Here is a 19,169-nt window from a genome sequence, read left to right on the forward strand (position 1 = left end):
TCACATCCCCCAGGAGCCCCCATGAGAAGACGCCGCACGGGCGGGGCCGGCGTGATCACCCTCACCGCCGCGCTCGTCGCCACCACCGCACTGCCCGCGGTCGCGGCCGGGCCGGCGAGGCCCGGACCCCGCTCACCCGGCGCTCACCGGGTCACGGTGGAGGACGGCGAGACGCAGCCGGTGTTCTCCCGCGCCGACGCCGTCACCCAGACCGTGAACATCGAGACGACGGCCGACAGCGACCGCGACGGCGTGCGGGACCGCGTGCAGATGCGGATCATGCGCCCCAAGGAGACCGGCACCGCCGGGCTCAAGGTGCCGACGATCCTGGAGCCCAGCCCGTACTGGGCCGGCATCAAGGACGTCCCGAACCATCCGGTCGACATCGGCGACGCGCGGGCCCGCTCGCTGACCGGCACGAAGCGGAACCTCGCCGAGATCTTCCCCGGCTACTACGACAACTACTTCCTGCCGCGCGGGTACGCCGTCGCCGACCTCGACAGCATCGGGACGGGCGGCTCGACCGGCTGCCCGACCTCCGGCGACCGCAGCGAGCAGGCGGGCGCCAGGGCCGCAGTGGACTGGCTGAACGGCCGCGCCCGCGGCTGGGCGCCGGACGGCGCGCCGGTGCGGGCGACCTGGTCCACCGGGAACGTCGGCATGATCGGCCAGTCCTACGACGGGACGCTGCCGAACATGGCCGCCGCCACCGGCGTGGAGGGCCTGAAGGCCATCGTCCCGATCGCCGGGATCTCCAGCTGGTACGACTACTACCGCGCGGGCGGCGGCGTGGTCGCGCCCGGCGGTTTCCAGGGCGAGGACCTGGACGTCCTGGCCAAGGCGGTGCTGACCCGGAAGAACCCGGAGGTCTGCGCGAAGGTCATCGACGACATCGAGGCGGCCCAGGACCGCGAGACCGGCGACTACTCCAAGGTGTGGGCCGACCGCGACTACGTCGGCCAGGCGCGGAGGGTGCGCGCCGCCGTCATGGTCGTGCACGGGCTCAACGACTGGAACGTCAAGATCAAGAACTCGGTGCAGTGGTGGAACGCCCTCAAGGAGGAGGGGGTGCCGCGCAAGCTGTGGCTGCACCAGGGCAACCACTCGACGCCGTTCCGCTGGCGGGTCGAGGAGTGGCTGCGGCAGACGCTGCACTGGTTCGACCGGTACCTGTACGGCATCCGCAACGGGATCGAGAAGGCGCCGCGGGTCGACGTCGAGCACGCCGACGGGACATGGGAGACGGCGAAGGACTGGCCGGTTCCCGGCACCCGCACCGTCCCGCTCGGACTGAACGCGGGCCCGTCCGGGCAGCCGGGCACCCTCGGTCTCCGGCCGCGGCACGGCGCGGCGCAGTCCTTCACCGACGCCGGAAAGACACGCACCGCCGAGCAGCTCCTCGCCAACGAGGACCAGGCCGATCCGAACCGGCTCGCCTATCTGACGGAGCCGCTGCCCGAGCCCGTCCGCGTGGACGGCGTCCCGTCGGTGTCCCTGCGGGCCTCGCTCGACGGCAGGTCGCCGTACCTGACCGCGCTGCTGGTCGACTACGGCACCGACACCCGCCCGACGGGCGCCCGCGTCAACACCGGCCAGGAGGTCTGCTACGGCCAGAGCGTGCCCGGCGACTCCGGCTGCACGATCAGGCAGGCGCTCGCGACCGAAACCGCCCCCTACAAGATCATCACGCGGGGGTGGCTGGACGCGCGGAACCGGCACGACTTCAGCCGGACCGAGCCGGTAGAGCCGGGCCGGACGTACGGGTTCCGGTGGAACCTCGAACCCACCGACTACGTGGTGAAGGCCGGCCACCGGCTCGGCGTGATCCTGCTGTCGACCGACTACGACTACACGCTCCGCTACCCGGCCGGAACCGAGGTCACCGTGCAGCCGGGCGTCAGCAGGGTCCTGCTGCCGCTGGCAAGCGGCGGCCGGAAGGCCCTCCGGTAGAAGCGGCTACGCCCGGGGCGAGAACCTCGCCCCGGGCGGGCGCCGGTCACGTGCCGAAGAGTTCGCGGAGACGGCCGATCTGCTCGCGGCGCTCGGCGGCGCACTGCTCGTCCAGGGTGTTCTCGGCGGCCTGCCACAGCAGCCGCTTGGTCGCCACCGCCGCACCGGGGTTCACCGCGAGCAGGGCGTCCACCAGGTCGCGGACGGCGCCGTCGAGGCCGTCGCGCGGGACCACGGTCTCGGCGAGGCCGATCCGGGCCGCCTCGTCCGCGAGGACCGTGCGGGCGGTGAGGCACAGCTCCAGGGCGCGCCCGATGCCCACGACCTCCACGAGCGGCTTGGTGCCGGTCAGGTCGGGGACGAGCCCGAGCGCGGGCTCCTTCATGCAGAACTTCGCGTCGTCGGCGATCACGCGGATGTCGCAGGCCAGCGCGAGCTGGAAGCCGGCGCCGATGGCGTGGCCGTGCACGGCCGCGACGGTGACGATATCGGGGCGCCGGAGCCAGGTGTAGCCCTCCTGCAGCTCGGCGATGAAGCGGTCGGTGCCCTCGGCGTCGGCGCCGTCGGCGAAGCCCTCGCCGCCGCCGGAGAACATGCCGAGGTCGATCCCCGCCGAGAACGACGGGCCCGCGCCCCGCAGGACGACGACGCGCACGTCCGCGGGCAGGGAGCGCCCGATCTCGGCGAGCCCGCGCCAGGTCGTGAACGTCATGGCGTTGCGCCGCTCGGGCCGGTTCAGGGTGACGGTCGCGACCGCGCCGTCCACATCGAGCCGGAGGCCCGCCTGCTCCAGGCCGGGCCGGGCGGACTCCGCCGCAGGGCCCGTGGCCGTTTCCGGCCGTCCGGCCGCCGTCGCGTCCCCCATGGGTCTTCCTCTCGATGAGCGAACCGGGCCCGCCCCGCCGTCCACGGGGCGGGACCCGGAACCTGTCCGCCGCCGCGACCGAACCTTACTCGGCCGGTCGCGGCGCCGGGTCAGGCGGTGCGCTCATCCGGGGGCCGTTGTCCGTTCAGGACTTCTTGCCCCGGGTCGCGCCACCGCGACCGCGCAGGTTGACGCCGGACTCGGTCAGAATCCGGTGGATGAAACCGTACGAGCGGCCGGTGGCGGCTGCCAGGGCGCGGATGCTCTCGCCGGAGTCGTACCTCTTCTTGAGGTCCGCCGCGAGCTTGTCGCGCTCGGCACCGGTCACGCGGGTGCCCTTCTTAAGGGTCTCGGCCACGAGTACCTCCCGTAGTGATGTGGTGACCGCTGCGTTATCCCCCGCCATGATCAGTCATTCCCGCCGGTTCGGCTACCCACTCGGCCAGAAAAGATCTGCGGAAGTCACCGTGCAGGTCACGCGAGCGCCACCAGATCGGCAAACTCGTCACTCCAGATGTCTTCCACACCATCCGGGAGCAAAATCACTCTTTCCGGCGCCAGCGCGTCGACCGCTCCCTCGTCGTGGGTCACCAGGACGATGGCGCCGGCGAACGTCCGCAGGGCGCCGAGGATCTCCTCGCGGCTCGCCGGGTCGAGGTTGTTGGTGGGCTCGTCGAGCAGCAGCACGTTGGCGCTGGACACCACCAGCATCGCCAGTGCCAGCCGGGTCTTCTCGCCGCCGGACAGGACGCCCGCGGGCTTGTCGACGTCGTCGCCGGAGAACAGGAACGAGCCCAGGATCTTGCGGACCTCGACCGGCGCCATGCCGGGCGCGGCCGACTGCATGTTCTCCAGCACGGACCGCTCGACGTCCAGGGTCTCGTGCTCCTGGGCGTAGTAGCCGATCCGCAGGCCGTGACCGGCCACGACCGCCCCGGTGTCGGCCTTGTCGACGCCCGCCAGCAGGCGCAGCAGGGTCGTCTTCCCGGCGCCGTTGAGGCCGAGGATGACCACGCGGCTGCCCCGGTCGACGGCCAGGTCCACGTCGGTGAAAATCTCCAAAGATCCGTACGATTTCGACAAACCCTCCGCGGTGAGGGGAGTCTTGCCGCACGGGGCGGGTTCCGGGAAGCGGATCTTGGCAACCTTGTCGGCCTGCCGCTCGCCCTCGACGCCGGCGAGGAGCTGCCGCGCGCGCCGGTCCATCTGCTGGGCGGCCTTCGCCTTGGTGGCCTTCGCGCGCATCTTGTCGGCCTGCGACAGCAGCGCGGACGCCTGCCGGTGCGCGTTGGCGGACTCGCGCTTGCGGCGCCGCTCGTCGGTCTCCCGCTGGTCGAGGTACTTCTTCCAGCCGACGTTGTAGATGTCGACCACGCTGCGGTTGGCGTCCAGGTGGAACACCCGGTTGACCACCGCGTCCAGCAGCTCCACGTCGTGGCTGATCACGACGAGGCCGCCCTGGTGGCCCTTCAGGAAGTCGCGGAGCCAGACGATGGAGTCGGCGTCCAGGTGGTTGGTGGGCTCGTCCAGCAGCAGGGTGTCGGCGCCGGAGAACAGGATGCGGGCCAGCTCCACGCGGCGCCGCTGCCCGCCCGACAGCGTCCCGAGGGGCTGGGTCAGCACCCGGTCCGGCAGCCCGAGGCTGGAGGCGATCGAGGCGGCCTCGGCCTCCGCGCTGTAGCCGCCGAGCACGTGCAGCCGCTCCTCCAGCCGCCCGTAGCGGCGGACGGCCTTGTCCCGGTCGGGGCCCGCCGCGGTCGCCATCGCCTCCTCGGCGGCGCGCAGCTTGCGGATCACCTCGTCCAGCCCGCGGGCGGACAGGATCCGGTCGCGGGCCAGCTCCTCCAGGTCGACGCCGCGCGGATCCTGCGGCAGGTAGCCGATGGTGCCGGACGACGTCACGGCGCCCTGCGCGGGCAGCGCCTCCCCCGCCAGCACCTTGGTGAGGGTGGTCTTGCCGGCGCCGTTGCGCCCGACGAAGCCGACCCGGTCTCCGGGATTGACCCGGAACGTGGCGGCCTCGATGAGCAGCCGGGGTCCGGCGCGCAGCTCGATGTCTTTCGCGATGATCACAGTGACAGGGCTCCCCTGACTGACGGCTCGATGGACAGGCGCACGAAACAGCGCGCCGCGGTCCTGGGACCGGGCGGCGCGCTGGGCGGCCTGTCAGTTCGGGAGCGGAACCATCCGATCAGTGTACGTGACGGCCAGGCCGGTCTCGGCCACGCCGATCAGGGCGGGAACGATGTGTGAACGCCCCGCTGGGGGCCAGGATGGGAAGTGGCGGGCGTGCGGCGGGACGGCACCGGGGCCAAGGTCCCAGCACAAAGGAGTGTGAGTCGGATGACCCATGTCACGAGCAATGCGCCGGACGGGACGCCCAACTGGCTCGACATCGGCATCCCCGACCTCGAACGGGCGAAGACGTTCTACGGGACGCTCTTCGGCTGGCAGTACGAGGACACGGGGCCCGAAGGAGGCCACTACAACCTGTGCACCCTGCGCGGCGAGCCCGTCGCCGGGATGATGCGGAACCCCGAGGACCAGCCCAACGTGTACTGGTGGAGCGTCTACTTCGCCGCGGACGACTGCGACGGGCTCGTCAAGCGCGTCACGGACGCGGGCGGCGAGGTCGTCGCCCCGGCCATGGACGTGATGGACCAGGGCCGCATGGCGATCGTCCGGGACCCGCAGGGCGGGCAGTTCGGCCTGTGGCAGGGCCGCACCCACCCGGGCTCGCGGATCGTCAACGACCCGGGCTCGTTCGTCTGGAACGAGCTAGTCACGAGGGATTCCGCGGCCGCCGGCGAGTTCTACAAGGCGGTGTTCGGCTACGAGTTGGAGCCGATCCCGGGGGGCATGGACTACACCGCGCTGAAGCGCGCGGAGGACGGCCGCTACATCGGCGGCATCCTCGGCGGCTCCGACATCCTCCTCGGCGGCGGTGACGGCCCGGTCTCGTCGTGGACGACGTACTTCTCCGTCGACGACGCCGACGAGGCGGTCCGCAGGGTCCGCGCCGGCGGCGGCACCGTCGACTCCGAGCCGCAGGACACCCCGTACGGGCGGTCGGCGGCCGTCCGCGACCCGTTCGGCGTCCCGTTCCACGTGATGAAGCCGGCGCCCACGCCGGAGTCGTGACCGGGTGGCCCGGGGCCCGGAGCGGTCCGGGCCCCGGGTCAGCCCTGGCGCTCGGCGGAGAGCCGCTGGGAGATCGATGCCTGGAGGCGCTGGAGGCCGGACGTGCCGACCAGCCCGATCTGGCCCTCCAGGTCGCGCAGCAGGACGTCCTCGTTCATCACGACCTCGGACGACTGCATCAGCACGGTTCCCTGGCCGGTGAAGTCGAACTGGTGCTCCTCGCCGGACGAGCCGCCGATCCCGAAGATCATCCGGGCGGCGCCGAACGCGCCGCGCATGTAGGAGTGGTCGTAGTGGTGACAGGGCGACGGGCAGTCGGCCCAGCCGAGCAGCGCCTGCGGGTCGATCCGGATCGGCGGCTCGACGAAGTGGACGGGCCCGTTGGACGCGGCGACGAACCGTCCCGTGCCGATCAGCGTCAGGAAGCCCGGGATGATCGACTGCTTGAGCTCCAGGCCGGGCTCGAACGCCAGCAGGTTCCCGGCCCGGACGGTGAGGTTTCCGTTCTCCAGGTCGAAGGAGTTGACGTCGAAGCCGCGGTCGGCGAGGACGAGCTTGCCCTGGCCCTGCGCGACGATCCAGTCCTGCGCGTACAGCGGCGAGTTGAAGGTGTGCGCGACGAGGGAGTCCAGCGGGCCCGCCGACAGCGCCTCGAACCTGATCTGCCCGTAGTAGGCGATCATCTTGCCCTTCTGCGCGAACCACTGCCCGTTGAGGTCGACGCTGAAGGCGTAGGGGTTGACGTTGTCGTTGGCCGGAAGCGTCGAGACGTTCCAGGTCTTCGTGCCGAACGTGCTCACGGGTCAGATCTTCCTCTCGCTGGCCTGGACGTAGACGACGCCGGAGCCGCTCAGTTCGAGCTGGAAGCCCTCGCCGGAGCCGCGTCCGATCAGGTCGCGCAGGCCCACCGCCGTGGTGAGCTTGTTCTGCACCTGCCCGCGGTGGGCGACGTACGCCTGCGGGTCGACGTGCACGGGACGCTGCGGGGTGATCGGCAGCTCCATCACGCCGCCGTGCGACAGCAGCGCGCACGAGCCGTGCCCGGTGAGCGTCGTGGTGAACAGCCCCTGCCCGGTGACCGCGCCGCGGACGATGCCGCGCACACCGCCCTGCTCGCCCATGAACATCGTCCCGACCTGGAGGGTCGCGTCGTGCACGAGCAGCCGGTCGGCCTCGGCGTACAGGGTGTCGGCGCCGTTCAGGTCGACGACGCTGACGTGCAGCCCGCCGTGGCCGAACATGACGCTGCCCTGGCCGGTCACGTGCATCATCGCGCTGCGCTCGCCGGCGACCGCGCGCCCGACGGCGCCGCCGATGCCCTGCCCCGCCGTGGTGGACGGGGCGAACGACACCGGGCCGGTGTAGCCCAGCATCGCGCCCCGCTTGCTGTAGACCTCCTGCCCCTGCCCGATCGGCACCTGGAGCATCTTGGAGTTGATCGACTGGTAGCCGGGCATTCAGATCTCCAGAATTCCGCCGCGTTCGGCGGGCTGGACGTACACCAGCCCGTGCCCCTGATACCGGAACTGCACGCTCTCCCCCGATCCCTGGCCGATCACCGTCCGCCAGTTGACGTCGGTGACCACGTCCTGCTGGAGCTGCCCGTGGTGGCAGACGTAGGCGTGCGGGTCGACGCACAGCGGCGTCTGCGGGGTCACCTCCAGCGCGATCGCGGGCCCCGCGGACAGGATCGCGACCGTCCCGTGCCCGTCCACCTTCGTGGTGGCGAGCCCCTGGCCGGTGCCCATCCCCCGCAGCCCGACGAACTGGACGCCCGTCTGCAGGTTCCCGTCGAGGGAGAGGAGGCTCTCCGACTCGACGAAGAGCGTGTCTCCGGTGAGCTGGACGAGCGTCACCTCCGTCGCCTCGCTCGCCAGGTAGACCGTCCCCTGCCCGGTGATCTCCATGAGGGTCATGCCCTCACCCGCGATCCTGCGTTTGAGGGCGCCGCGGAGGCCCTCGCCGCCCGTCATGCCCTGCCGCTTGAACGCCATCTGCCCCTCGTAGGCGACCATCGACCCGTTCAGGGCCCGGACGGTCTCGCCGGCGAGGTCGACGGCGAGCATCTTCGAGCCGTTCAACCTGAATTGCGCCACGAAGCGAGAAGATACAGCCCGGCGCGTTGACGGTCCGCCGCACGCGCGGATCGGGAAGGATGAAACCCATGTGGATCGCTCCCGAACGCCGCAGTCTCAGCCGGTGGGCCGTGCCAGGGCTCGTCCTGTGCGCCGGTGTGGTGGTCGGGGCCGTGCTGGCCGCCGACGGGCGGTCCGGGGCGGCCCTCGTCGCGCTCGCCGCGCTGGCCGGATACGCGGCCTACCTCGCCTACCGGCGCAACGAGCCGGCGGTGCCGCTCAGTGAGGGCTTCGGGTCGGGCACCCGGGCCCGTGCCCACCTGCGGGCCGCCGCGATGACCGGTGACGTGCTGACCGTCGCGATCGTCGGCGGGCTCGTCGTCCAGACGCTGCGCGGCGCCGACTTCATCGCCTACGCGTGGCTGGCGGCCGTGGCCGGGGTGACGTACCTGCTGTCGGCGCTCGCCGCCGGACGCGGCCTGTGAGGGTGCGCCGGGGAGCTGCTCCCGGCCGGTGATCCGCGCCACGACCTGGGAGAACTCTGGGTTAACTTCTCCCCGCGGGGGTGGTTTCGCCGGAGTTCGGGCGGCATGATGCGCGTGTGTCCGCCACCGAGACCCTCGACGCGCTGCTTCCGGCCCGGGCCGTGTTCCATCCCGTGGTCGATCTCGGTACGGGCGCCGTCGTCGCCGTGGAGGCGCACGCCGGGCCGTCCCGGGGGCCGGTGCGGTTCGACCCCGCGTCCGAGGACGTGCGGCGCGCGGTCGAGGCGGCCCGCGCGGCCGCGGACCTCGGCACGCCGCTGCCCCTGCAGATCGGGCTGCGCGCCGAGACCCTGGCGTCCGGCGAGGATCTGCTGGGCGAGCTGCACCACGGGCTCGGCGAGACCGGCCGGCGCCCGCACGAGATCATCCTGTGCGTCACGGGCGGGTTCCCGCCCGCGCGGCGCCCGGCCCTGACCGCCGCGCTCTCGGCGCTGCGCCGCGCGGGCTACCTCGTCGGGCACGCCGGCCTGGGCTCCGCGCACGCGCCGCTCGACCTGCTGGTGGACGGCACGTCCTACCTGGTCAAGCTCGATCCCGAACTGGCCCGCGGCGCGCTCACCGAGCCGCGCCGAGCGGCGCTCGTGGCGAGCCTCGTCGAGCTGGCGCACCGGCTGGAGACGCACGTCCTGGCGCCCGGCATGGCGACGGGCGACCAGGTGATGCACATGCGCGAGGCCGGCGTCCGGCTCGTCCAGGGGCCGGCCCTCGCGCCGCCGGAGTGGCGCCCGGGGATGCCGGTCAGCATCCCGGTCGCGGCGGAGCACGCCCCGCCGGCCCGGCCGGGCGCCGGGCTCGGGCCGCGGGTGTCGGAGTTCACCCTCCCGGCGGTGACGCTGCCGCACACGGCGACCGCCGACGAGGTGCTCACCGCGCTGACCGCGGAGACCGGCGCCACGAGCGTCGTCCTGGTGGACGACAGGCAGCGCCCGCTCCACACCGTGGACCGGACGCGTTTCCTGCTCCAGCTGTCCGGCGCCTACGGGCACGCGCTGCACGCGCGCCGGCCCGCCGCGCGGCTGGCCGATCCGCCGCGTCCCGTGCCGCGGACCGTCCCGGCGATCGCCGCGCTGCGGGCCGCCGGGGCCGAGGACGAGCGGGTCTACGACGACCTGGTCGTGGTGGACGAGGTGGGCCGCTGCCTCGGCATCGTCCGCGTGGCCGACCTGATCCGGGCGATGTCGCGCTGAGATCGCCGCTGTGCCCCTAGACCGCCCCGGATGATCCTTTATGTGGATCAAGGCGGGAAAGCCCGCGTGCGGCCGTCTCCTGGGCGAGGATGGCCGCCTGGACGCGGCCGGTGAGCCCGAGCTTGCCGAGGATCCGGCTGACGTGCGTCTTGGTGGTCGTTTCCGCCATGTCGAGCCGCGCCGCGATCTGGCCGTTCGACAGCCCTTCCCCGAGGCAGGCGAACACCTCGCGTTCGCGCGGCGTCAGCTCGTCCAGCCCGGGTGTCTCCGCGGGCGCCGCCGGCCGGGACGCGAAGGCGCCGATGAGCCGCCGGGTGACCTTCGGCGCGATGATCCCCTCGCCCGCCGCGACCGTCCGCACGGCCTCCACCAGCTTGTCGGCGTCGACGTCCTTCAGCAGGAATCCGGCGGCGCCCGCCCGCAGCGCGCCGAACACGTACTCGTCCAAGTCGAACGTCGTCAGCACCAGCACGTCGGTGAACGCCGCGATCTCCCGGGTGGCGCCGATGCCGTCCAGGCGGGGCATGCGGACGTCCATGAGCACGACGTCCGGGCGCAGCGCGCGGGCCAGCTCGACCGCCCGCACCCCGTCCGCGGCCTCGCCGACCACCCGCACGTCCGGCGCCGAACCGAGGATCAGCACGAGCCCCGCCCGCACCGCCGCCTGGTCGTCGGCGACCAGCACCTCGATCATGCCGCCCCGTTCACGAGGTCGACGGGCAGTTCGGCGTGCACGCGCCACCGCCCGCCGTCGGGTCCCGCGGCGAACCTGCCGGCGAGCATCACGGCACGCTCCCGCATCCCGACGAGGCCGCTGCCGGTGCCGGGCAGCCGGGAGCCGTCCCGGCCGAGCGGGCTGAGCACGTCGATCACCACGTTCTTCCCGGCGTAGGCGACCCGGACGTCGGCGCGGCCCGGCCCGCCGTGCTTCAACGCGTTGGTCAGCGACTCCTGGACGATCCGGTACGCGGCCAGTTCCACCGCCGCCGGCAGCTCGGGCGGCTCCCCGGTGACCTCCAGCCGGGCGGACAGGTCGGGCCGGCCGGTGTGCTCGACGAGCCGCCCCAGTTCGGCGAGCCGGGGCCGGGCGGCCGGGTCCGCGCCGTCGCCCTCCCGCAGCAGCCCGATCATGCGGCGCATCTCGGCCAGGCCCTGCACGCTGTTCTCCCGGATGACCTCCATGGCCCGGTTCACCCCGTCCCGGTCGAGGTCCGGCACCTTCAGGACGGCCGAGGAGTGCAGCGCCACCGCGCTCAGATGGTTGGCGATCACGTCGTGCAGCTCGCGGGCCATCCGGGCGCGCTCGGCGGTCACCGCGGCGCGCCGGTCCATCTCCGCGAGCCGCGCGACCTGCTCGGCGCGCTGCCGCTCCGCCTCCGCCCGGGACCGGTGCTCCCGGACCGCCATCGCGGTCAGCACCGGCGCCACCCACACCACCCCGGCGACCGACCCGGCCACCACGCCGACGGCGACGCCGCGCAGCGCGATCCCGGCCCCGGCCGCCACCGCGAGGCTCCCCCCGAGCGTCACCCCGAGCAGCCACTCCGCCGTCCGGCGCCGCCCGTACAGGCTCGCCGCGTACAGCGCGTCCCCGAAGATCATCGCGGTGGCGAGGCTCGGTCCGAACGCGACGTCGGCGAAGTTGAACGGTGTCGCCAGCAGCAGCCCGGTGATCGGGGCCGTCCGTCTCAGCAGCATCGCCGAGCACAGCCCGAACAACGGGAAAAGACGAACCCAGAACGACGGGTCCCAGTCCTTGGACCATGTCGTGTGACCGTGCGCCGCGAGCACCGCCAATCCGCCGGCCAGCGACGCCGCGGCAATGAGCGCGTCCTGGCGCGTGGTGAGACGTCGGAGCCTGTGCACGGATCCATCTCAACATCCCCGCCGGCGTGTCTCGTCCACCCGGGTGAGGAGTCCGCGTACATCCTTCGGACGACCCGCGAAACCTCACACCAGAGGACGATCTCCCCTGCCGCCGGGGCACACGATGGAATTCCGCCGCCGAGAAGGGATGTCAACGTGCTCATCGCGGTCATCGCCGGATGCGAGATCGGGTTCTGGATCGTCCTCGCGGCCGGTCTCGCCGCCCGCTACCCACTGCGCCTCCGCCGCACCGGCGCGGCGCTCCTGCTGTGCGTCCCGCTGCTCGACGTGGTGCTGCTGGCCGCCACGGTCATCGACCTGCGCGGCGGCGCGACCGCCGGCACCGGCCACGGCCTTGCCGCCGCCTACCTCGGCTACTCGGTCGCGTTCGGCCACAGCATGGTCCGCTGGGCGGACGAGCGCTTCGCGCACCGGTTCGCCGGCGGCCCGCCACCGTCCGGCAAGCCCAAGTACGGCGTGGCCCGCGTCCGCTACGAGTGGCGCGATTTCGGCAAGGCGACCCTCGCCACGGCCATCGCCTGCGCCCTCCTCCTCGCGATGATCGCCCTGGTCGGCGACGCCGACCGCACCGAGGCCCTCACCGCCTGGCTGGGACGGCTCGGCGTGGTCCTGGCGATCTGGTCCATCTGGCCGATCAGCACGACCCTCTGGCCGCCCAAGCCCAAGTCGCCGGACACAACCCCCGCGGAGCACGCGCACCCAAGGTGACGCGTGAGGCCGCGCCCCGGGCGGGGCGCGGCCTCATGGCGCGGTGCGGAAGGTCCGCGGTCAGACGTTGAAGCCGAGGGCGCGGAGCTGGTCGCGGCCCTCGTCGGTGATCTTGTCGGGGCCCCACGGCGGGAGCCAGACCCAGTTGATCTTGACATCCTTGACGAGGCCCTCCAGCGCGCTGTGGGCCTGGTCCTCGATCACGTCGGTGAGCGGGCAGGCGGCGCTGGTGAGCGTCATGTCGAGGGTGGCGACCTCGTCGGCGAGGTCGACGCCGTACACCAGGCCCAGGTCGACGACGTTGATGCCGAGTTCGGGGTCGACGACGTCCTTGAGCGCCTCCAAGACCTCTTCCTCCTGGGGCGACATGGCGGTCGCCGGGGTGTCGGTCGCCGGGGTGTCGGTCGCCGGGGTGTCGGTCGCGGGCGTGTCGGTCATGGTGCCTCTCCGAGTGCGCGGGCGGTCGCGTCCTTCCACGCCATCCAGGCGAGCAGGGCGCATTTGATCCGGGCGGGGTACTTGGAGACCCCGGCGAAGGCGATGGCGTCCTCCAGGACGTCCTCGTCCGGCTCGACGTCCTGGCCGCGGGACTGCATCAGCGCCAGGAACTCCTCGCCGACCGCCATCGCCTCCTTGACGGACTTGCCGATCACCAGGTCGGACATCACCGAGGCGCTGGCCTGGCTGATCGAGCAGCCCATGGCGTCGTAGGAGACGTCGGCGACCGTGGCGTCCTGGCCCTCGCCGTCCAGGTGGACGCGCAGCGTCACCTCGTCACCGCAGGTGGGATTGACGTGGTGCGCCTCGCCCTCGAACGGCTCCCGCAGCCCCTTGTGCAGGGGGTTGCGGTAATGGTCCAGGATGACCTCCTGGTACATCGCCTCGAGCTGCATGTCGTCCCTTCCAAGCCTTTCTCGCTACAACAGGGCGTGCCCTCAGGCTGTTCCGAAGAACTTCTGGGCCTCCCGCACCCCGTCGGCGAGCGCGTCCACGTCGCCGAGGGTGTTGTAGAGGTAGAACGTCGCGCGGGTGGTGGCAGGGATGCCGAAGCGGCGGCAGATCGGCCACGCGCAGTGGTGGCCGACGCGGACCTCGACGCCCAGCTCGTCCAGGACCTGGCCGACGTCGTGCGGGTGGATGTCCTCGACGGTGAAGGACACGGCGCCGCCGCGGGCCTCGGTGGTGCCGGGACCGATGACGCGGACGCCGGGGATCTCGCCGAGCCGTTCGAGGGAGTAGCCGACGAGGGCCTCCTCGTGGGCGTGGACGCGGTCCATGCCGATCTCGGCGAGGTAGTCGCAGGCGACGCCGAGCCCGATCGCCTGGGCGGTCATCGGGACGCCGGCCTCGAACCGCTGCGGCGGCGGCATGAACGTGGTCTCCTCCATGCGGACGACCTCGATCATGGAACCGCCGGTGATGAACGGCGGCATGGCCTCCAGCAGCTCGCCGCGCCCCCACAGGACGCCGATGCCGGTCGGGCCGAGCATCTTGTGCCCGGAGAACGCCAGGAAATCGGCACCGAGGGCGGTGACGTCCACCGGCTGGTGCGGAACCGACTGCGCGGCGTCCAGCAGGACGAGCGCGCCGACGGCGTGGGCACGGTCCACGATCCGCTGGACCGGCGGGACGGTGCCGAGCACGTTCGACTGGTGGGTCAGCGCGACGATCTTCGTGCGCTCGTTGACGAGGTCGTCGAGGTTCTCCAGGTCCAGGCGGCCCTCGTCGGTGATCCCGAACCACCGCAGGGTCGCCCCGGTCCGCCGGCAGAGCTCCTGCCACGGGACGAGGTTGGCGTGGTGCTCCATCTCCGACACCACGACCTCGTCGCCGGGGCCGACGGCGAACCGCTCGGCCTCGGGCCCGGCGGTGGCCGCGTTGCTCATCGCGTACGCGACCAGGTTGATGGCCTCGGTGGCGTTCTTGGTGAACACGATCTCGCCCGGCGTCGCGCCGATGAACCGGGCGATCGACGCGCGGGCGTTCTCGTAGCCCTCCGTCGCCTCCTCGGCGAGCAGGTGCGCCCCGCGGTGCGGCGCCGCGTTGTGGCGCTCGTAGAACTCCCGCTCGGCGTCCAGCACCCGGACGGGCTTCTGCGACGTCGCGCCCGAGTCGAGGTACACCAGAGGGCGACCTCCGCGGACCGTGCGCTGCAGCAGCGGGAAGTCCTTCTTCAGCTCCTCGGGCAGCAGCCTCATAGGGATGCGCCTGCCTTCACGTACTTCTCGTAGCCCTCGTTCTCCAGCTCGTCGGCCAGCTCGGGGCCGCCCTCGGCCACGACGCGGCCGGCGGCGAACACGTGCACGAAGTCGGGCTTCACGTAGCGCAGGATGCGCGTGTAGTGGGTGATGAGCAGGACGCCCGTCTCGCCGCCCGCGAACCGGTTGACGCCCTCGGACACGACCTTGAGCGCGTCGACGTCGAGGCCGGAGTCGGTCTCGTCCAGCACGGCGACCTTCGGCTTCAGCATCTCCAGCTGGAGGATCTCGTGCCGCTTCTTCTCGCCGCCGGAGAAGCCCTCGTTCAGGCTGCGCTGCGCGAACGCCGGGTCGATGGACAGGGCGTCCATCGCCGACTTCATCTCCTTGGAGAACTCGCGGAGCTTCGGGGCCTCGCCGCGGACCGCGGTGACGGCCGAGCGCAGGAAGTTGGAGACCGAGACGCCGGGCACCTCGACCGGGTACTGCATCGCCAGGAACAGCCCGGCGCGGGCGCGCTCGTCCACCGACATGGCCAGGACGTCCTCGCCGTCGAGCGTGACGGTGCCGGACGTCACCTCGTACTTCGGGTGGCCGGCGATCGCGTAGGCGAGGGTGGACTTGCCGGAGCCGTTCGGCCCCATGATCGCGTGGGTCTCGCCGGCCTTCACGGTCAGGTCGACCCCGCGCAGGATCTCCTTCGCCCCGTCGGAGCCGTCGCCGACGGAGACGTGGAGGTCGCGGATCTCAAGCGTGGCCATAGTGCGTGTAGTCCTTCGTCGTGCGGTCAGTCGTCGGCGGCGAGCGAGACGTAGACGTCGCCGCCCTCGACCTTGACCTTGTAGGTGGCGACCGGCTGCGTGGCCGGCGGGTTGGTGGGCTTGCCGCTGCGCAGGTCGAAGCAGGACCCGTGCAGCCAGCACTCGATGGTGCCGTCGTAGATCTCGCCCTCGGAGAGGGAGACCTCGGCGTGCGAGCAGATGTCGTTCAGGGCGAACACGTCGTCGCCGCTGCGCGCGATGGCGACGGGCGTGTCGTCGACCTCGACGGCGAGCGCCCCGTCGGCCGGGACCTCGTCCAGCGCGCACACCTTCACGTATCCGTCCCGGGTGGACGCGCCGGACCCTTCGTCCTTCGCGGCGGCGGTCACTTCGCCGCCCCGAGGTCGAGCTCCGCCTCGATCGCCTCGCGCACCTTCTCGCGCACCTCGGCGACCTCGATGCGCTCCACCAGCTGGCCGAGGAAGCCCCGCACCACCATGCGGCGGGCCTCGTCGAAGGTGATGCCGCGCGCCTGCAGGTAGAACAGGTGCTCGTCGTCCAGCCGCCCGGACGCCGAGGCGTGTCCCGCGCCGGCGACCTCGCCGGTGAGGATCTCCAGGTTCGGGACGGAGTCGACCCGCGTCCCGTCGGTCAGGACGAGGTTGCGGTTCAGCTCGTAGGTGTCGGTGCCCTCGGCCTCCGCGCGGATGATCACGTCGCCGATCCAGACGGCGTGCGCGTCCTGGTCCTGCAGGGCGCCGCGGTAGTCGACGCGGCTGCGGCAGTGCGGGACGGCGTGGTCGACGAGGAGGCGGTGCTCCAGGTGCTGGCCGCCGTCGGCGAAGTACACCCCGTACAGCTCGGCGTCGCCGCCGGGCCCGTCGTAGGCGACGGACGGCGAGATCCGCACGACGTCGCCGCCGAGCGACACGTTGTGCGAGACGAACCGGGCGTCGCGGCCGAGCCGGGCGTGCTGGTGGGAGACGTGGACGCTGTCGTCCGCCCAGTCCTGCAGGCTGATCACCGACAGGCGGGCGCCGTCGCCGACGAGGAACTCGACGTTGTCGGCGTAGGTCGCCGGGCCGCGGTGCGTGAGCACGACGGTGGCCTCGGCGAACGGCTCCAGGACGATCACGGTGTGCCCGTAGGCGGCGGCGGAGGCGTCCTCGCCGCGCAGCCGCAGGACGGTCGGCGCCGGCGCGACCGTCTCCTTCGGGACGGTCACGACGGTGGCGTGGGTGAAGGAGCTCCACGCCTGGGCGCTGACCCGGTCGGCGGGGACGTAGGCCTTGCCGAGCCGGTCGTCGTCGCGGCCGACGGTCTCGACGGTGACCCCGGGCGCCGCCTCGGCCTCCAGCAGCACCTTGCCGCCTTCCTCGGCGGTGCCGTTGTGCAGGCCGCGGAGGCGGCGCAGCGGGGTGAACCGCCACTCCTCCTCGCGGCCCGTCGGCACGTCGAAGTCGCCGACCTCGTAGGACGCCTTCTCGTGCAGCGTCGAAAGAGGCTTCTGCTCCAGCCCCATCAGCCGACGGCTCCTTCCATCTGCAGCTCGATGAGCCGGTTCAGCTCCAGGGCGTACTCCATCGGCAGCTCGCGCGCGATGGGCTCGACGAACCCGCGCACGATCATCGCCATCGCCTCGTCCTCGGTGAGGCCGCGGCTCATCAGGTAGAACAGCTGCTGCTCCGACACCTTGGACACGGTGGCCTCGTGGCCCATCTCCACGTCGTCCTCGCGGACGTCGACGTAGGGGTAGGTGTCGGACCGGCTGATCTGGTCGACGAGCAGCGCGTCGCACTTGACCGTGGACTTGCTGTGCTCGGCGCCCTCCTGGATCTGCACCAGCCCCCGGTAGGACGTGCGGCCGCCGCCGCGCGCCACCGACTTGGAGATGATGCTGCTGGAGGTGTTCGGCGCGGCGTGCACCATCTTGGCGCCGGCGTCCTGGTGCTGGTCCTCGCCCGCGAAGGCGATCGACAGGGTCTCGCCCTTGGCGCGCTCGCCGAGCAGGTAGACGGCCGGGTACTTCATGGTGACCTTGGAGCCGATGTTGCCGTCGACCCACTCCATGGTGGCGCCCTCGTAGGCGACGGCGCGCTTGGTCACCAGGTTGTAGACGTTGTTGGACCAGTTCTGGATGGTCGTGTAGCGGACGCGGGCGTCCTTCTTCACGACGATCTCCACGACGGCGGAGTGCAGCGAGTCCGACTTGTAGATCGGAGCGGTACAGCCCTCGACGTAGTGGACGTAGGAGCCCTCGTCGGCGATGATCAGCGTCCGCTCGAACTGGCCCATGTTCTCGGTGTTGATCCGGAAGTAGGCCTGGAGCGGGATCTCCACGTGCACGCCCGGCGGGACGTAGATGAACGAGCCGCCCGACCACACCGCGGTGTTGAGCGCGGCGAACTTGTTGTCGCCGACCGGGATCACCGAGCCGAAGTACTCCTGGAAGATCTCCGGGTGCTCGCGCAGGCCGGTGTCGGTGTCGAGGAAGATGACGCCCTTCTCCTCAAGGTCCTCACGGATCTTGTGGTAGACGACCTCCGACTCGTACTGCGCGGCGACGCCGGCGATGAGGCGCTGCTTCTCGGCCTCGGGGATGCCGAGCTTGTCGTAGGTGTTCTTGATGTCCTCGGGAAGCTCCTCCCAGGACGCGGCCTGCTGCTCGGTGGAGCGCACGAAGTACTTGATGTTGTCGAAGTCGATGGCCGACAGGTCGGAGCCCCAGGTGGGCATCGGCTTCTTGCTGAACAGCCGCAGCCCCTTGAGGCGCAGGTCGAGCATCCATTCGGGCTCGTTCTTCTTGCCCGAGATGTCGCGGACGACGTCCTCGTTCAGCCCGCGCCGCGCAGAGGCCCCTGCCTCGTCGGAGTCGGCCCAGCCGAACTTGTACCTGTCGAGCCCTTCCAACTCAGGGTGGGCTGCCGTAGTCATAGGGACGTCCCTCCGGACTCCTCGTCAATGATCAGATGCTTTTCGGCGGACGCCCCCGCGTCCGCCACGTCCCCACCGGGGGTGACGCTCTCGTCCGTCCCGCACAGGGAGCGGGGGCTGACGTGGGTGGTGCAGATGCCGTCGCCGTGGGCGATCGTGGCCAGCCGCTGGACGGGGGTGCCCAGCAGGCGGCTGAACGCCTCGGTCTCGGCCTCGCACAGCTGCGGGAACTCCGCGGCGACGTGCGCGACCGGGCAGTGGTGCTGGCAGAGCTGCTCGCCGCCGCCCGGCTGGGGCGCCTTGGCGGCGGCGGCCGCGTAGCCGTCTCCTGACAGAGCCTCGGCGAGCGTGCGGACCCGCTGCTGGGGCGGCGCGTCCTGCACCACGGGCCGGTACCGCCGCTCCAGGTCGGCGATCTGCCGCCTGGCGAACTCGGCGACCGCATGGTCGCCGGCCGTCTCGGCGAGGAACCGCAGTGCGCTGGTCGCCAGATCGTCGTAGGCGTGCACGAAGGCGCTGCGCCCGGCGTCGGTGATGGCGAACCACTTGGCGGGCCGGCCCCGGCCGCGCCGGGTCTGCGGTACCCGCGCCTTGCGGACCTCGATCATGCCCTCGGCCAGCAGCGCGTCCAGGTGGCGGCGGATCGCGGCCGGCGTGAGGCCGACGCGCTCCCCCAGCGTGGACGCCGTGACCGGGCCGTGTTCGAGGATCAGCCGGGCCACCCGGGCGCGCGTGTCACGCTCGGTGTGGCCAGGCCCGGACGGCACGCCGGAAGGCCGCGCGGAGGCGGCCCGGGCGCTCGTCTGATCCTCGCTCACGTTTTTCACAACATCAGTGTGCCGTAATTACTTCCCTCGAAACACCGGAATCCCGATGTCGTAGCTCACGCAGGTAAGCCTTACCTAACCTGCGGATTCA

21 protein-coding genes are annotated in these 19,169 nt (G+C 71.9%); 5 read left to right on the forward strand and 16 right to left on the reverse strand.

Going from position 1 to position 19,169, the window contains the following annotated elements; all coding sequences use genetic code 11:
- The first annotated feature begins 21 nt into the window (after positions 1-21).
- The gene (locus ACQPXG_RS24840) at positions 22-1,950 is read left to right on the forward strand and encodes a Xaa-Pro dipeptidyl-peptidase (RefSeq protein ID WP_433461510.1); all 1,929 of its coding nucleotides are present in this window, start codon (positions 22-24) and stop codon (positions 1,948-1,950) included.
- Positions 1,951-1,996: 46 nt separating this feature from the next.
- Here the strand turns inward: ACQPXG_RS24840 and ACQPXG_RS24845 are convergent, their stop codons facing one another.
- The 3 genes from ACQPXG_RS24845 to ACQPXG_RS24855 all read right to left on the reverse strand — a co-directional run bounded on the left by ACQPXG_RS24845 (position 1,997) and on the right by ACQPXG_RS24855 (position 4,888).
- A complete protein-coding gene (locus ACQPXG_RS24845; protein ID WP_433461511.1) occupies positions 1,997-2,815 on the reverse strand; it encodes an enoyl-CoA hydratase/isomerase family protein in 819 nt (272 codons plus the stop codon).
- A gap of 145 nt (positions 2,816-2,960) precedes the next feature.
- The gene (locus tag ACQPXG_RS24850) at positions 2,961-3,173 is read right to left on the reverse strand and encodes a helix-turn-helix domain-containing protein (protein WP_021596738.1); all 213 of its coding nucleotides are present in this window, start codon (positions 3,171-3,173) and stop codon (positions 2,961-2,963) included.
- Positions 3,174-3,289: 116 nt separating this feature from the next.
- Positions 3,290-4,888 (reverse strand): ABC-F family ATP-binding cassette domain-containing protein, encoded by a 1,599-nt coding sequence (locus tag ACQPXG_RS24855; RefSeq protein WP_433461512.1) that lies wholly within the window; start codon positions 4,886-4,888, stop codon positions 3,290-3,292.
- Between the two features lie 270 nt (positions 4,889-5,158).
- Here ACQPXG_RS24855 and ACQPXG_RS24860 point away from each other — a divergent pair, with 270 nt between their 5' ends.
- Complete coding sequence (locus ACQPXG_RS24860) at positions 5,159-5,956, forward strand: VOC family protein (RefSeq protein ID WP_433461513.1); 798 nt, start codon at positions 5,159-5,161, stop codon at positions 5,954-5,956.
- Positions 5,957-5,994: 38 nt separating this feature from the next.
- On the opposite strand, the gene ACQPXG_RS24865 is transcribed toward ACQPXG_RS24860, so the two are convergent.
- Genes ACQPXG_RS24865 through ACQPXG_RS24875 form a run of 3 tightly spaced genes read right to left on the reverse strand, consistent with a single transcriptional unit; the run spans position 5,995 to position 8,052 of the window.
- Positions 5,995-6,756, reverse strand: a complete 762-nt coding sequence (locus tag ACQPXG_RS24865; RefSeq protein WP_433461514.1) for an AIM24 family protein — start codon at positions 6,754-6,756, stop codon at positions 5,995-5,997.
- A gap of 3 nt (positions 6,757-6,759) precedes the next feature.
- Positions 6,760-7,413: an AIM24 family protein gene (locus ACQPXG_RS24870; RefSeq protein ID WP_433461515.1), complete on the reverse strand. Its 654-nt coding sequence runs from the start codon at positions 7,411-7,413 to the stop codon at positions 6,760-6,762.
- Positions 7,414-8,052 carry an AIM24 family protein gene (locus tag ACQPXG_RS24875; protein WP_433461516.1) on the reverse strand — a complete coding sequence of 213 codons (639 nt, stop codon included), beginning with the start codon at positions 8,050-8,052 and terminating at the stop codon, positions 7,414-7,416.
- Positions 8,053-8,120: 68 nt separating this feature from the next.
- On the opposite strand from ACQPXG_RS24875, the gene ACQPXG_RS24880 reads away from it, so the two are divergent.
- Entirely contained in the window at positions 8,121-8,516 is a 396-nt protein-coding gene (locus tag ACQPXG_RS24880; protein ID WP_433461517.1) for an ABC transporter permease, read from the forward strand.
- A gap of 116 nt (positions 8,517-8,632) precedes the next feature.
- Positions 8,633-9,763, forward strand: coding sequence for an EAL domain-containing protein (locus ACQPXG_RS24885; protein WP_433461518.1), 1,131 nt, complete (start codon positions 8,633-8,635; stop codon positions 9,761-9,763).
- A 16-nt stretch (positions 9,764-9,779) separates the two neighbouring features.
- Here the strand turns inward: ACQPXG_RS24885 and ACQPXG_RS24890 are convergent, their stop codons facing one another.
- Positions 9,780-10,457 (reverse strand): response regulator, encoded by a 678-nt coding sequence (locus tag ACQPXG_RS24890; RefSeq protein ID WP_433461519.1) that lies wholly within the window; start codon positions 10,455-10,457, stop codon positions 9,780-9,782.
- Positions 10,454-11,629, reverse strand: coding sequence for a sensor histidine kinase (locus ACQPXG_RS24895; protein WP_433461520.1), 1,176 nt, complete (start codon positions 11,627-11,629; stop codon positions 10,454-10,456). The genes ACQPXG_RS24890 and ACQPXG_RS24895 overlap by 4 nt, the downstream gene beginning before the upstream one ends.
- 156 nt (positions 11,630-11,785) lie before the next feature.
- Between ACQPXG_RS24895 and ACQPXG_RS24900 the strand changes: the two genes are divergently transcribed.
- A complete protein-coding gene (locus tag ACQPXG_RS24900; protein ID WP_433461521.1) occupies positions 11,786-12,358 on the forward strand; it encodes a hypothetical protein in 573 nt (190 codons plus the stop codon).
- A gap of 60 nt (positions 12,359-12,418) precedes the next feature.
- Here ACQPXG_RS24900 and ACQPXG_RS24905 read toward each other — a convergent pair whose 3' ends face one another.
- Genes ACQPXG_RS24905 through ACQPXG_RS24940 form a run of 8 tightly spaced genes read right to left on the reverse strand, consistent with a single transcriptional unit; the run spans position 12,419 to position 19,018 of the window.
- Positions 12,419-12,796 carry a metal-sulfur cluster assembly factor gene (locus ACQPXG_RS24905; RefSeq protein ID WP_433461522.1) on the reverse strand — a complete coding sequence of 126 codons (378 nt, stop codon included), beginning with the start codon at positions 12,794-12,796 and terminating at the stop codon, positions 12,419-12,421.
- Positions 12,793-13,251, reverse strand: coding sequence for a Fe-S cluster assembly sulfur transfer protein SufU (sufU, locus tag ACQPXG_RS24910; protein ID WP_433461523.1), 459 nt, complete (start codon positions 13,249-13,251; stop codon positions 12,793-12,795). The genes ACQPXG_RS24905 and sufU overlap by 4 nt, the downstream gene beginning before the upstream one ends.
- Before the next feature lie 42 nt (positions 13,252-13,293).
- Positions 13,294-14,556, reverse strand: coding sequence for a cysteine desulfurase (locus ACQPXG_RS24915; RefSeq protein ID WP_433461524.1), 1,263 nt, complete (start codon positions 14,554-14,556; stop codon positions 13,294-13,296).
- Positions 14,553-15,317, reverse strand: coding sequence for a Fe-S cluster assembly ATPase SufC (gene sufC, locus ACQPXG_RS24920; protein WP_433461525.1), 765 nt, complete (start codon positions 15,315-15,317; stop codon positions 14,553-14,555). Before sufC ends, ACQPXG_RS24915 begins: the two co-directional genes overlap by 4 nt.
- A gap of 26 nt (positions 15,318-15,343) precedes the next feature.
- Entirely contained in the window at positions 15,344-15,706 is a 363-nt protein-coding gene (locus ACQPXG_RS24925; protein ID WP_433461526.1) for a non-heme iron oxygenase ferredoxin subunit, read from the reverse strand.
- On the reverse strand, positions 15,703-16,839 hold the full coding sequence (gene sufD / locus ACQPXG_RS24930) for a Fe-S cluster assembly protein SufD (protein WP_433461527.1): 1,137 nt from the start codon (positions 16,837-16,839) through the stop codon (positions 15,703-15,705). Before sufD ends, ACQPXG_RS24925 begins: the two co-directional genes overlap by 4 nt.
- Positions 16,839-18,251 (reverse strand): Fe-S cluster assembly protein SufB, encoded by a 1,413-nt coding sequence (gene sufB / locus ACQPXG_RS24935; RefSeq protein WP_433461528.1) that lies wholly within the window; start codon positions 18,249-18,251, stop codon positions 16,839-16,841. The genes sufD and sufB overlap by 1 nt, the downstream gene beginning before the upstream one ends.
- Positions 18,248-19,018, reverse strand: coding sequence for a helix-turn-helix transcriptional regulator (locus ACQPXG_RS24940; RefSeq protein ID WP_433470045.1), 771 nt, complete (start codon positions 19,016-19,018; stop codon positions 18,248-18,250). Before ACQPXG_RS24940 ends, sufB begins: the two co-directional genes overlap by 4 nt.
- Positions 19,019-19,169: the final 151 nt, after the last annotated feature.

Origin of the sequence: Spirillospora sp. CA-128828 (assembly GCF_050945415.1) — a bacterium.
Classification (GTDB): domain Bacteria; phylum Actinomycetota; class Actinomycetes; order Streptosporangiales; family Streptosporangiaceae; genus Spirillospora.

Coding starts and splice junctions, on each gene's coding strand:
- ACQPXG_RS24840 (WP_433461510.1), top strand. CDS start 22: ATGAGAAGACGCCGCACGGGCGGGGCCGGCGTGATCACCCTCACCGCC.
- ACQPXG_RS24845 (WP_433461511.1), bottom strand. CDS start 2,815: ATGGGGGACGCGACGGCGGCCGGACGGCCGGAAACGGCCACGGGCCCT.
- ACQPXG_RS24860 (WP_433461513.1), top strand. CDS start 5,159: ATGACCCATGTCACGAGCAATGCGCCGGACGGGACGCCCAACTGGCTC.
- ACQPXG_RS24870 (WP_433461515.1), bottom strand. CDS start 7,413: ATGCCCGGCTACCAGTCGATCAACTCCAAGATGCTCCAGGTGCCGATC.
- ACQPXG_RS24880 (WP_433461517.1), top strand. CDS start 8,121: ATGTGGATCGCTCCCGAACGCCGCAGTCTCAGCCGGTGGGCCGTGCCA.
- ACQPXG_RS24890 (WP_433461519.1), bottom strand. CDS start 10,457: ATGATCGAGGTGCTGGTCGCCGACGACCAGGCGGCGGTGCGGGCGGGG.
- ACQPXG_RS24905 (WP_433461522.1), bottom strand. CDS start 12,796: ATGACCGACACGCCCGCGACCGACACCCCGGCGACCGACACCCCGGCG.
- sufU (WP_433461523.1), bottom strand. CDS start 13,251: ATGCAGCTCGAGGCGATGTACCAGGAGGTCATCCTGGACCATTACCGC.
- ACQPXG_RS24915 (WP_433461524.1), bottom strand. CDS start 14,556: ATGAGGCTGCTGCCCGAGGAGCTGAAGAAGGACTTCCCGCTGCTGCAG.
- sufC (WP_433461525.1), bottom strand. CDS start 15,317: ATGGCCACGCTTGAGATCCGCGACCTCCACGTCTCCGTCGGCGACGGC.
- sufD (WP_433461527.1), bottom strand. CDS start 16,839: ATGGGGCTGGAGCAGAAGCCTCTTTCGACGCTGCACGAGAAGGCGTCC.
- sufB (WP_433461528.1), bottom strand. CDS start 18,251: ATGACTACGGCAGCCCACCCTGAGTTGGAAGGGCTCGACAGGTACAAG.